This window comes from Microbacterium caowuchunii (assembly GCF_008727755.1).
Taxonomy (GTDB): domain Bacteria; phylum Actinomycetota; class Actinomycetes; order Actinomycetales; family Microbacteriaceae; genus Microbacterium; species Microbacterium caowuchunii.
The window spans coordinates 603,949-615,782 of sequence record NZ_CP044231.1 but is presented as its reverse complement, the minus strand read 5'-3'; the positions used below and the strand labels follow the sequence as shown (position 1 = coordinate 615,782).

Below are 11,834 nucleotides of genomic sequence, written 5' to 3'. Positions count from 1 at the left end.
CATGGTTCCGGATCTCGCCCAGGTGCGTGCCGAGGCGCACGTCGTGGCCCTTCCCCTGCGCACGCGGTTCCGCGGGATCGAGGTGCGGGAGGCCCTCGTCTTCGAAGGACCCGAGGGATGGGCCGAGTTCTCCCCCTTCGTGGAGTACGACGATGCGGAGGCCGCCGCGTGGCTCGCCGCTGCCGTGGACTTCGCCTGGCGGGAGCAGCCGCATCCGCTGCGCGAGAGCATCCCGGTCAACGCGACGATCCCCGCCGTCGACGCCGGACGCGCCGTGGAGGTGCTGTCGCACTTCGACGGCTGCCGGACCGCGAAGGTCAAGGTGGCCGAGCGCGGCCAGACCCTCGCCGACGATGTGGCGCGGGTGCGGGCCGTCCGGGAGGCGATGGGCCCGGAGGGGCGGGTGCGCATCGATGCGAACGGCGCCTGGAACGTCGACGAGGCCGAGCACGCCCTCTACGCTCTCGCCCCGTTCGACCTGGAGTACGCCGAGCAGCCCTGCGCCACGGTCCCCGAGCTGGCGGAGCTGCGCGAGCGCGTGCGGCATGCGGACATCCCCATCGCCGCGGACGAGAGCGTGCGCAAGGCCGAGGATCCCCTGCGGGTCGCCCGCGAGGGCGCCGCCGACCTGATCGTGGTGAAGGCCGCGCCGCTCGGCGGCGTGCGTCGTGCGCTCGAGATCGTCGCGGAGGCGGGCCTGCCCGCCGTCGTCTCCAGCGCCCTGGACACCTCGGTGGGACTCGGGATGGGGCTCGCCCTGGCGGCGGCACTGCCGGACCTGGAGTTCGACTGCGGCCTCGGCACCGCGTCTCTGCTGGCGGCGGACGTGACCTCCGCTCCGTTGCGCGCGGAGGGCGGATCCATCGTGGTGCGGCGCGCGGTCCCGGAGCCGGACCTGCTGCGCGCCTTCGCGGCCTCCCCGGAACGCCGCGACTGGTGGTTCGAGCGACTCGCCCGCTGCCACGCCCTGCTGGCGCGCTGACGCCGCACACGGGCCGGTCACGACAGCGCGGCTTCAGTCGATCGGGCCGTCCGCGATGGCGGAGGCCAGCAGTGCCGTGCGCTCGGCCACGAGCCGGAGTGTCGCATCCGCGTCCAGGTCGGCGATGACCGCGTGCACGGCGGCGGAATCCCAGTTCTGGATCAGCAGCCGCGCAGCGTCGGCCGCGGGCAGCCGCAACCGCAGCCCGTACCGGGTGGCCAGGTCGGCGATGATGCCGGTCACGCGCTCGACCATCGCCTCCTGCCATTCCAGGTATGCGGATGCGAGCCGCCGGTCCCGCATCGCGTTGGTGCGGATCTCGCTCATGAGCACGATCCCGGCACGGTCCTCGCCCTCGAGGTCCAGCACGCGCATCACGATGTCGGCGGGAGAGGCCTGCGCGGCACCCTCGTCCTCGAGTTCCCGGATCCGGGAGGAGACGCGCTCGAGCTTCTGCTCGGATACGCGCTGCATCATCCCCGCGAACAGCTCCTCCTTCGTCGCGAAGTTGGAGTAGAACGCGCCGCGGGTGAAGCCGGCACGCTCGCTGATCGCCTCGACCGAGGCGCCGTCGAGGCCCGACTCCGCGAAGACCTCGGAGGCGGCGGCCATGAGCCGCGCTCGGGTGTTCTCCCTGCTGCGCGGTGATGACGTCCCGACCGGAGCCTCGGTCATGCTCGCTCCCCTCCGCGGTTCCCATCCGACGCCCAGGGTGCGGTCGGATACGGAGATTAGGATACACACCTGTATCCGATACGAATCTGTATCGACCAGCGACATCGCAGCCCCGGAGGCGCCCGTGTCCACGCTCCTGTACTCGCTCGGCCGCTGGTCGTACCGGCACCCCTGGCGGGTCCTCCTCGGCTGGGTGCTCCTGCTCGCCCTCGCGGGCGCGGGCGCCGGGCTGTTCATGAAGGGCACGGACAACAGCTTCACCATCCCGGGCACCGAATCGCAGGCGGGCCTGGAGCAGCTCAACCGCACCTTCCCGCAGGTCAGCGGGACGAACGCGCAGTTCATCGTCGTCGCCGACGATGGACAGTCGGTGACGGACCCGCCCTACCGGGACGCGATCGGCGGGGCCATCGCCGACATCGAGGACCTCGACGGCGTCCTGGCCGTCACGGACCCGTTCGACGACATGATCAGCGGCAGCGTCTCGGACGACGAGGGCGCGGCGATCGTACGGATGCAGTTCGCCGGGCAGAGCACCGAGGTGCCGGAGGAGACGGTCACGGCGCTCGAGGACATCGTCGACGACTTCGCCGGGCAGCTGCCGGACGGCTCCCAGGTGCAGTTGGGCGGCGACCTCTTCGCGCTCTCCGTGCCGGGCGTCACCGTCACCGAGCTGCTGGGGCTCGCCATCGCCCTGGTCGTGCTCATCGTGACCTTCCGGTCGTTCGTGGTCGCGGGTCTGCCCCTGCTCACCGCGGTACTCGGCGTGGGACTGTCGATGGCGCTGATCTTCGTCGCCACGGCGTTCGCCTCGGTGTCCTCCACGACGCCCCTGCTCGCGCTGATGCTGGGGCTCGCGGTCGGCATCGACTACTCGCTGTTCATCATCTCCCGGCACCAGGATCAGACCCGCGACGGGACTGACCCCGAGGAATCCGCCGCGCGAGCGACCGGCACCGCCGGCTCGGCCGTGGTCTTCGCCGGCATCACCGTGCTGATCGCGCTCATCGGACTCGGCTTCGCCGGGATCCCGTTCCTCACCACGATGGGCGTGGCCGCCGCGGTCGCCGTCGCCATCGCGGTCGCCGTCGCCGTCACCCTCACCCCCGCCCTCCTCGGGCTCGTGAAGGGACGGGTCCTCGGATGGCGACGTCGACGCCCACGGAAGGACGCCGCCCCCGCCGCGCGCTCGCGCGGGTTCGCCGCACGGTGGGTCTCCCTCGTGACGCGCCATCCGGTCGTGACGACGATCACCGTGGTCGTGACGCTCGGCGTCATGGCGATCCCCGCGCTGAACCTCGCCCTGGCCCTGCCGAACGCCGGACAGCTCCCGAAGGACGACCCCGCCCGCATCGCCTACGACCTCACGAGCGAGCACTTCGGCCCGGGCGCCAACGGTCCGCTGATCATGACCGGCACGATCGTCACCTCCAACGATCCGCTCACCCTGATGACCGACCTCGGCGAGGAGATCGAGCGGATCCCGGGCGTGAAGGAGGTGGCCCTGGCCACCCCGAACGAGACCGCCGACACCGGCATCGTGCAGATCGTCCCGGAGACCGCCCCGGACGACCCGGCGACCGCAGACCTCGTACGCGAACTCCGCGCCCAGCACGACAGGCTGCTGGACGAGTACGGCGTCGACCTCCAGGTGACCGGCTTCACGGCAGTCGCGATCGACATCTCGGACCGGCTCGGCGGGGCGCTGCTCCCCTTCGGCCTGTTCGTGGTGGGGCTCTCGCTCATCCTGCTGATGGTGGTGTTCCGCTCGGTCTGGGTGCCCATCAAGGCGGCACTGGGCTACCTGCTGTCGGTCGCTGCCGCATTCGGCGTGGTCGCCGCCGTGTTCGAATGGGGCTGGTTCGCCGACGCGCTCCACGTCGCCCGCACCGGACCCATCATCAGCTTCATGCCGATCGTGCTGATGGGCGTCCTGTTCGGCCTCGCGATGGATTACGAGGTTTTCCTCGTCTCCCGGATGCGGGAGGACTACGTGCACGCCCGCCGTGCCGCCGGCGGCCGCGTCGGGCGCCGGATGGCGATCGAGGCCGTGCGCAGCGGCTTCACCGCATCCGCCCGCGTGGTCACGGCCGCCGCCGTCATCATGTTCGCCGTCTTCGCGGCGTTCATCCCGGAGGGCGATTCCAGCCTCAAACCGATCGCCCTCGGTCTCGCCGCCGGCATCGCGATCGACGCCTTCCTGGTCCGGATGACGCTCGTGCCCGCCGTCATGGCGCTGCTGGGCACGCGCGCCTGGTGGATGCCGCGCTGGCTCGACCGTCTCCTGCCGCACTTCGACATCGAGGGCGAGGCCGTCGAGCGCGAGCTCGCCCTGGCGAACTGGGAGGGCGACGGATCCACGGTCGTCGTGGTCTCGGAGGGTCTGGCGCTCCGGGACACCGCCGATGCACCGGTCTACGGCCCGGTCGATCTCCGGGTGCGTCCGGGCGACGCGCTCGTCGTCACGGCGGACGACCCGCATGCGGCGCGCGCGCTCGCGCTGACGATCGCGGGGCGCCTCTCCCCGAGCGACGGCCGCCTGCGCGTCGCGGGCCACCTGCTCCCCGAGCGCGCCGCCTGGGTGCGCGCCCGCGTCTCCCTCGCCCTGCTCGGGTCCACGGAGGATCCCGTCGCCGAACTCCGCCGCGCTCTGGCGGGGTCGCCCGTCCTCGTCGTCCTGGAGGGCTTCGACACGCTCGAGCGCCTCCCCCGCGCCGCCCGCGATCACGCGCTGGGGATGCTGCGGGATGCCGCATCCGGGCGCTCCCTCACCGTCGTCGCCACCGTCGCCGGGACCCCCGCCGACGTCGCGGCGGCACGCACTCTCCTCATCGACGCGGGCCTGCGCGGGATCGAACCGATCTCGCTGCCGACCGCGATCACCGACACAGAGGTCCTCGCATGAGTCTTCCCGTGGAACGCACCCGGTCCCGCCGGCCCATCACCTGGGTCACCCTCGTCGGCGTGCTGCTGCTACCGGTCATCATCGGCGCCATCCTCGTCGCCGCCCTGTACAACCCCACCGAGCGCCTCGGCAACATGAGCGCCGCCATCGTGAACCAGGACGAGGCGGTCGAGATCGACGGACAGCTCGTCCCGCTCGGCCGACAGCTCACCGGCGGTCTGGTCGCCGGGTCGGCTGAGCTCGACAGCAACATCGACTGGACGATCTCCAACGAGGAGGATGCGGCGTCCGGGCTCGCGGACGGCACCTACAGCGCGATCGTCACCATCCCGAGCGACTTCTCCGCGGCGGCGACCTCCACAGCGCCCGGATCGGTCCCGCAGCGCGCGACGATCGAGGTGGAGACGGCACCGGACGGCAGGATCGTCGATGACGCCATCACCGCGCAGATCGCGCAGACCGCCGCCGCGGTGTTCGGCAGCGAGCTCTCCAAGACGTACCTGCAGAACGTGTTCCTCGGCTTCACGACTCTGCAGGAGCAGCTGGGCGAGGCGGCGTCCGGCGCGGGCGAACTCGCCGACGGCGCCGGTGAGGCGGCCGCCGGTGCGGGAGCCCTCGCAGACGGCGCCGCGCAATTGGGCGACGGGGCCGGGCAGCTCGCCGGAGGCGCCCGGGGCGTCGCCGACGGCGCCGGGCAGCTCGCCGCCGGTGCCGGAGCGCTGGCCGGCGGCGCCGCCTCCGCGGCGAGCGGCCTGAACGACTGGGCGAACGGGGCCGACGAGCTCGCCTCCGGAAGCCGTGGCATCGCCGACGGACTGAACGCCGCAGCCGGGGCGATCCCCCCGGAGGTGGTCGATGCCGCCACCCGGTTCGCCGCGAACACGACCGCCATCAACGCCGCGTTGACGGAGGCGGCGGACGACCTCGCCCGCTTCGCTGCGGAATGCGACCCGGCGACCTCCTCACCGGAGTTCTGCGCCGCGCTCGCGACTGCGGCGGAAGACGCGCAGGCGGAGCTCCCGAACGCCACCGCCCTGGTGGACCAGGCGGGCGTCGTCGCCGCAGGAGTGGGCGGCCTGACGGCCGGCCTGCAGGAGCTCTCGGCCGGTTCCACCCGGATCGCAGACGGCGTCAGCGCGCTCGCCTCGGGTGCACGCGACGCCGCGAACGGGGTGGCCGGCCTCTCCGACGGAGCCGCGCAGCTCGCTGCGGGCGCCTCCGCGCTCGATTCGGGAGCGGACCAGCTCGCAGCGGGGACCGGCTCCCTCGCCGCCGGCGCCGGGGAGCTGTCGACGGGGGTGGACGCCTTCGGCACCGGGATCGGCCAGCTCGCCGACGGCACGCGGTCGCTCGCCGACGGTCTCGGTACGGCGGTCGAGGAGATCCCGGGCTACACCGACGACGAAGCGACGGATCTCGCCGCGGTGGTCGCCGATCCGGTGTCCACGGCGGGCCTCGGCACGAACCTGTTCGGCGCATCCGCCATCCCGCTGCTGGCCATGCTCGTGCTCTGGTTCGGCGGGCTGAGCACGTTCGTCGTCCTGCAGGCGGTGTCGCGCCGCGCGCTGTCCAGCCGCCGGCCGTCCGCGCTGCTGATGCTGCGCTCATTCCTGCCCGCCGCGGGCATCGGCGCCCTGCAGGGCCTGCTGGTGGCCGGGATCGTCCAGCTCGCGGCGTCGTACGACTGGGCGGAATGGTCGCTGTTCGCGGCGCTCTGCGTCGTGGCCGGTGTCGCGTTCGCGGCGGTCAACCAGGCCCTCGTGGCCGTCTTCGGCGGCGCGGGCCGGTGGATCGCGGCCGTAGCCGGAGCGCTCGCCCTCGCCACCGGCGTGGTGTCGACCGTGCCGACGGTACTGACCGAGGCGGCCGCGTTCCTGCCCACGGCTCCGGCGTACTCGGCGATGCTGGGCGCGCTCACCTCGTCCGGCGGCATCGCCGCGGGTGTGGCCGGGATGCTGGTTTGGACCGTCCTCTCGCTCGTCGCGACGACGCTCATGGTGGCGCGTCGCCGCACCGTGTCCGCGCGCGCGGCACTGTCCGCATCCGCGCTCTGACGAACCCCGCGCCGCGGGCGCCGGAGCGGCGGATGGCCGGCCCGGCCGGGTCACCTACTTCGCAGTTCCGCACGGCCTCCGCACGATCCGCCCGGGATTCTCCGTAGTCTGTGCGATCCTGCGCGTCAGCTCTCCGCGCGCGGACCGCGAGGCCGGGCCCGCGCGCGGGTCGTGCGAGACGTGCCGACCGGGATCATCGGAAGGGCGAGGCCGGCGAAGGCGAGCAACGGCCAGAAGCTGCCCGTGACGACGGCCAGCACGATGCCGAGGATGGCGAGACCGATCGCGAGCACCCAGGTGACCGCCCGCAACCACATCGGGACTCCCGCACGAGAGCCGTTCATGCCCTGAACCCTCACCGCACGCACGCCCGGCACGGAAGGGTCAGCTCAGACCGCTGTAGACGTGCAGGCCCTTGAAGAACATGTTCACGATCGTGAAGTTGAACATGACCGCGGCGAAGCCGATGATCGACAACCAAGCCGACCGGCTCCCGCGCCACCCGCGGGTCGCGCGGGCGTGGATGTAGCCGGCGTAGAGCACCCAGATGACGAAGGTCCAGACCTCCTTGGTGTCGAAGCCCCAGTAGCGGCCCCAGGCGTCGTTGGCCCAGATCGAGCCGGCGATGAGGGTGAACGTCCAGGAGATGAACCCGATGATCGCGAAGCGGTACGCCAGCGACTCCAGGTTGTCCGCGCTCGGCAGGGTCCGGAGGAACCCGGGTCCCGAGCTCTTTCCTGCGCCGACGCCGTCCGCGGCCATCGCCGCCTTGCGCTCGCGGCGGGCCTGCATGAGCTGCAGCACCGACAGCGCGAAGGCGAGGGCGAACAGCGCCGTCGCGAGCGATGCGACGAACACGTGCACGACCAGCCAGACGCTCTTCAGCGGATCGGACAGCGGCGTGATCTGCACGTAGAAGCCGAGGGTCGCGCCGCCGAGCAGGAGCACGACGAGGCCGGTGATGAACGAGCCGAGGAACCTCAGGTCGTACCGGAACAGCACCACCAGGTACACCGCGACGATGAGCATCGTGCCGGTCAGGGCGAACTCGTACATGTTCGACCACGGCACCCGCTCCGCGGCGATGCCCCGGGTGATGTCGCCGGCGAGGTGGAACAGGAACCCGAGCCAGGTGAGGGAGGTGCCGATCCGCGCCCACAGCGGACGGGAGCGCTCGCGGCCGCGCGCGGACAGGGATGCGGCGGCGGCCTCCTCGCTCGCGCGCACCTGCGCGATCGTCTCACCGCCGGCGCCGACGAGCTCTCGCTCGCGCACCCGGGAGTCCTGCCCGTCGACGGCCAGCGCGGAGCGCCGAGCCAGATCGATGGAGTATGCGAGGAACGCGAGCGCGTAGATCGCGATGGCCGTCCACACCAGGAGCACGGAGACCTGGTCGAGGGAGAGCTGATCCGTCATGCCGTCAGTCTACTTTCGGAGAGGATTCGGGGGCAGGGCCGGGCGCAGCCGCGGACTCCGCTGAGGTGGGCAGGGAGGTCGCGCCGAGTTCCTTCTGCAGGTCCTGGGCGTGACGGGCGGCGAGCTGGTCGATCGCCACGGCGAGTTGCGGGTCCTCCCCACGCGCCAGCGCGGCGTACTCGACGCGCAGCGTGCCGGCATCCGGAGTGATCCGCACCCACATGCGCCGGCGCGGCACGAACAGCGCCAGCAGCAGTCCGCCCAGCGCCAGCACCGCGAACAGCAGTACCCAGGGCGCCCCCACGTCGCGGTGAATGGAGAGGGAGACGAAACGCTTGACGGCGTCGGTGTAGTCCCCGCCGGCGGCGTCGGTGGACGCATCCACCGTTCCGTCGGTGGGCGTGACGGTCGGGTCGGCGGCGTTCTCGAAGGTGATCGAGCCGAGTCCGTCCGGAAGTTCGGCGCTCTGGCCGGGGAGCAGCTGGATGGAGTCCACCCCGGTCTTGCCGCCCGTGAGCTGGGTCATGCCCGTCGGGTCGAGGGTGTACACCGAGCGCGGCGTGCCGTCGTCGATGCCGAGGTCTCCCGCGTAGACGTTGAGGGTCAGTACGGGGAAGACGAGATCCGGGTACACCGACGTGAACGCACCGGAGTCGAGTTCCTGCATCGTGGGATAGAAGAACCCCACGAGCCCGACCTGCTCCGGGAGTCCGTCCGCGATCTTGACGACGCCGAGCGAGGTCATGTTGTTGTCCTGCGGGAGGAACGGCACGTTGTCGTGGAAGATCACGGTGCCCTCGGCGTCTCGCACCGTGATGGTGGGCGCGTAACCGTTCCCCATCAGGTAGATGCGGTCGCCGGCGATGTCGAGCGGGTGGTTGACCCGCACCTCGCCCTGCTGGGGTTCCTCGCCCGGCAACTGCGTGGTGACGTGCGCGACGAAGTCGCCCGCCTGCCCCGGGGCGGCGGAGCCGGCCGGCTGGTAGGTCAGGTCGAAGCGGTCCAGCACGATCGAGTACGGCGGCAGGTTGTCCGGGTCGACGAACCGGCCCGGATTGAACGACGAGTAGTCGGTCAGCGCGTTGACGAAGCTCTGACCCTGCACGATCGCCCGCTGACCCGTGTAGGTGAGCGCTCCGCCCACACCGACGGCGATGAGCACCCCGACCAGGGCGATGTGGAAGATGAGGTTTCCGGTCTCACGGAGATACCCCCGTTCCGCCGACACGGAGAGCGACCCACGCCCGTCATAACGGTGGACGCGGTAGCGCGCCCCGCGCAGCTGGGTGCCGGCGATCTCGATCGCGCGCTCCGCCTCCGCGGCGGCATCCGCCCCCTCGGGCAGGACGAAGGTGCGCTCGCGGTGGTCGTCGAGACGCGAGAGCCGGGCGGGCGTGCGCGGAGGAAGGGCGCGCAGAGCCTTCCAGTGGTGCTTGGCGCGCGGGATCACGCACCCGATCAGCGAGATGAACAGCAGGATGTAGATCGACGAGAACCACACCGAGGAGTAGACGTCGAACAGCTGGATCCCGTCGAGGATGGGGAACAGGTCCGGGTTGTCGGTGCGGTACTGCGTGACGCCGTTGGGGTCGGCGGACCGCTGCGGGAAGATCGATCCCGGGATCGCCGCGATCGCCAGCAGGAGCAGCAGCACGAGCGCCGTGCGCATGCTGGTCAGCTGACGCCATCCCCAGCGCAGCCACTCGACCAGGCCCAGCCTGGGACCGGTGACCGTGCCGTCATCACCCCCGAAGGTGTCGGGACCGGGCGCGGACGACTGCCCGTCCACGTGGTCGGTCGGCCGAAGCGGATCGGTCGTCCGGTCGTCAGAGCGGAGCCGGGACATTGAGGAACACCCCCTGCAGATAGGACATGAGGGATCCCCACACGCCTGAGACCATGAGCACGCCGAGTGCGATGAGCAGCACGCCGCCGATGATGTTGACGGCGCGGATGTGGCGCCGCAGGAACCCGACGGAACGGGACGCCCAGCCGAACCCCGCGGCGACGAGCAGGAACGGCACGCCGAGACCGAGCGAGTACGCGAGACCGAGGATGGCCGCCCGCCCCGGGTCGCCGAGGTTCCAGGAGACCGCGATGATCGCACCGAGGGTCGGTCCGATGCACGGCGCCCAGCCGATGCCGAGGGCGAGCCCCAGCAGCGGAGCGCCCACGAGCCCGACGTTTCCGCGAACGGCGGGCTTCAGCGTCCGCTGCGCGAAGCCGAACAGCCCCACGAAGACGAGACCGAGCAGCACCACGACGAGACCGAGCAGCCGCGTGATGAGGTCCTGGTACTCGATGAAGAAGCGGCCGAGGGTCCCGCCGAGGACCACCGCGGCCATGAACACCACCGTGAACCCGGCGATGAACAGCAGCACGCCGAGCATGAGCCGGCCGCGTCCGTTCTCCCCTCGACGAGCGCTGGACTCGACCTGGCCGCCGAGGAACCCGAGGTACCCGGGCACGAGCGGCAGGACGCAGGGAGAGAGGAACGACACGAGCCCGGCGGCGAGGGCGAGCGGGATCGCGATCCAGAGCGCCCCCTCGGCGACGATCCCGTTCACGAGGACTCCGCGAGCGCGTCGCGGACGAGCGTGGTGAGGATCGACGGCTCGGAGAGTTCTCCCACGATGCGGGCGGCCACCCGGCCTTGCTTGTCCAGGACGAGGGTCGTGGGCGTGGCGCTGAGCGGGGTCGCGGTGGCGAACGCGAGCTTGAGCTCGCTGTCGTCCACGGCGAGCAGGCTCGGGTAGGTGACCCCGTTGTCCCGGCCGAAGGCGGCGACCGTGGCGGCCTGGTCGTATGTGTTCACCCCGAGGAAGCGCACCGGCTCGTCGGCGACGGCCTGGTAGGCCTCCTCGAGACGCGGCGCCTCGACGATGCACGGTCCGCACGCGGCGTACCAGAAGTTGACGACGACGACCTCGCCGGCGACGTCGTCGCTGGTCACGGTCTCACCCGTCTCCGTGACGCCGGAGAACACCACCGGATCGGTGCGGTCCCGCTCGGCGATCTCCACGACCTGGAGGCCGTCCGCGCCGATGAAGCCCTTGTTCGACCCCTCGCGGTACTGGTCGGCCAGCGGGTCGCTCGAGCAGGCCCCGAGCGTCAGCGCGAGGACGGCTGCCGCGGTCACGGATGCGGCACGGGTCAGGAATGTCCGGGTGTTCATACCGCTCCCACATCGATGGCGCCGGCGGCGGTCGCCGGCTCGGCGTAGCCCACTTCACGCCAGCCCCCCGGCCCGCCTTCGAAGCTCGTCACGCTCGAGAGCGCGCATCGCCGACGACGCGGGTCGTGCCGGAGCCGCTCGCCCGCCACGGCGAGGTGGGTGATCCAGATGGGCAGCTGATGACTCACGATCACGACGTCACCGGCGGGAACCGCATCCCAGGCACGTCCCATGGCCCGCTGCATGCGCTCCACGACCTGCGCGTACGGCTCGCCCCAGCTGGGGACCTCCGGCCGGCGCAGGTGGTGCCAGTTCAGCGGGTTCATCATGGCGCGCTTCATCCGGCGCCCCTCGAAGACGTTCGTGGGTTCGATCACGTCCTCGTCGATCACGGGCGGGATGCCGAAGATCTCGGTGAACGGCTCCGCGGACTCGCGGGTGCGCTGCAGGGGCGAGCACACCAACGCGGTGACCGGGCGGTCGAGCCCGTGTACGTACTCGGCGGCCTGCCGGGCCATCCGTCGCCCGGCGACGCTCAGACGGAACTCCGGAAGCCGGCCGTAGAGCACGCGCGTGGGATTGTGGACCTCCCCGTGGCGCACGAGGTGGAGGCGATCGGCGGGCACC

10 protein-coding genes are annotated in these 11,834 nt (G+C 71.6%); 3 read left to right on the top strand and 7 right to left on the bottom strand.

What is annotated here, in order from left to right; genetic code table 11:
- The first annotated feature begins 1 nt into the window (after nucleotide 1).
- Entirely contained in the window at nucleotides 2-982 is a 981-nt protein-coding gene (locus F6J84_RS02855) for an o-succinylbenzoate synthase (protein ID WP_150971215.1), read from the top strand.
- A gap of 33 nt (nucleotides 983-1,015) precedes the next feature.
- Here the strand turns inward: F6J84_RS02855 and F6J84_RS02850 are convergent, their stop codons facing one another.
- Nucleotides 1,016-1,657 (bottom strand): TetR/AcrR family transcriptional regulator, encoded by a 642-nt coding sequence (locus tag F6J84_RS02850; protein ID WP_150971213.1) that lies wholly within the window; start codon nucleotides 1,655-1,657, stop codon nucleotides 1,016-1,018.
- Nucleotides 1,658-1,781: 124 nt separating this feature from the next.
- On the opposite strand from F6J84_RS02850, the gene F6J84_RS02845 reads away from it, so the two are divergent.
- Nucleotides 1,782-4,562 carry an efflux RND transporter permease subunit gene (locus tag F6J84_RS02845; protein WP_150971211.1) on the top strand — a complete coding sequence of 927 codons (2,781 nt, stop codon included), beginning with the start codon at nucleotides 1,782-1,784 and terminating at the stop codon, nucleotides 4,560-4,562.
- On the top strand, nucleotides 4,559-6,616 hold the full coding sequence (locus F6J84_RS02840) for a YhgE/Pip domain-containing protein (RefSeq protein WP_150971208.1): 2,058 nt from the start codon (nucleotides 4,559-4,561) through the stop codon (nucleotides 6,614-6,616). Before F6J84_RS02845 ends, F6J84_RS02840 begins: the two co-directional genes overlap by 4 nt.
- Nucleotides 6,617-6,741: 125 nt before the next feature.
- Here the strand turns inward: F6J84_RS02840 and F6J84_RS02835 are convergent, their stop codons facing one another.
- Genes F6J84_RS02835 through F6J84_RS02810 form a run of 6 tightly spaced genes read right to left on the bottom strand, consistent with a single transcriptional unit; the run spans nucleotide 6,742 to nucleotide 11,833 of the window.
- The gene (locus F6J84_RS02835) at nucleotides 6,742-6,960 is read right to left on the bottom strand and encodes a hypothetical protein (protein ID WP_150971206.1); all 219 of its coding nucleotides are present in this window, start codon (nucleotides 6,958-6,960) and stop codon (nucleotides 6,742-6,744) included.
- Between the two features lie 40 nt (nucleotides 6,961-7,000).
- Complete coding sequence (gene ccsB / locus F6J84_RS02830; protein WP_150971204.1) at nucleotides 7,001-8,032, bottom strand: c-type cytochrome biogenesis protein CcsB; 1,032 nt, start codon at nucleotides 8,030-8,032, stop codon at nucleotides 7,001-7,003.
- Between the two features lie 4 nt (nucleotides 8,033-8,036).
- Nucleotides 8,037-9,878 (bottom strand): cytochrome c biogenesis protein ResB, encoded by a 1,842-nt coding sequence (gene resB, locus F6J84_RS02825; protein WP_150971202.1) that lies wholly within the window; start codon nucleotides 9,876-9,878, stop codon nucleotides 8,037-8,039.
- A complete protein-coding gene (locus tag F6J84_RS02820) occupies nucleotides 9,859-10,599 on the bottom strand; it encodes a cytochrome c biogenesis CcdA family protein (protein WP_150893109.1) in 741 nt (246 codons plus the stop codon). The genes resB and F6J84_RS02820 overlap by 20 nt, the downstream gene beginning before the upstream one ends.
- The gene (locus F6J84_RS02815) at nucleotides 10,596-11,207 is read right to left on the bottom strand and encodes a TlpA family protein disulfide reductase (protein ID WP_150971200.1); all 612 of its coding nucleotides are present in this window, start codon (nucleotides 11,205-11,207) and stop codon (nucleotides 10,596-10,598) included. The genes F6J84_RS02820 and F6J84_RS02815 overlap by 4 nt, the downstream gene beginning before the upstream one ends.
- Complete coding sequence (locus tag F6J84_RS02810) at nucleotides 11,204-11,833, bottom strand: histidine phosphatase family protein (RefSeq protein WP_150971198.1); 630 nt, start codon at nucleotides 11,831-11,833, stop codon at nucleotides 11,204-11,206. The genes F6J84_RS02815 and F6J84_RS02810 overlap by 4 nt, the downstream gene beginning before the upstream one ends.
- Nucleotide 11,834 lies beyond the last annotated feature (1 nt).

Coding starts and splice junctions, on each gene's coding strand:
- F6J84_RS02855 (WP_150971215.1), top strand. CDS start 2: ATGGTTCCGGATCTCGCCCAGGTGCGTGCCGAGGCGCACGTCGTGGCC.
- F6J84_RS02850 (WP_150971213.1), bottom strand. CDS start 1,657: ATGACCGAGGCTCCGGTCGGGACGTCATCACCGCGCAGCAGGGAGAAC.
- F6J84_RS02840 (WP_150971208.1), top strand. CDS start 4,559: ATGAGTCTTCCCGTGGAACGCACCCGGTCCCGCCGGCCCATCACCTGG.
- F6J84_RS02835 (WP_150971206.1), bottom strand. CDS start 6,960: ATGAACGGCTCTCGTGCGGGAGTCCCGATGTGGTTGCGGGCGGTCACC.
- ccsB (WP_150971204.1), bottom strand. CDS start 8,032: ATGACGGATCAGCTCTCCCTCGACCAGGTCTCCGTGCTCCTGGTGTGG.
- resB (WP_150971202.1), bottom strand. CDS start 9,878: ATGTCCCGGCTCCGCTCTGACGACCGGACGACCGATCCGCTTCGGCCG.
- F6J84_RS02815 (WP_150971200.1), bottom strand. CDS start 11,207: ATGAACACCCGGACATTCCTGACCCGTGCCGCATCCGTGACCGCGGCA.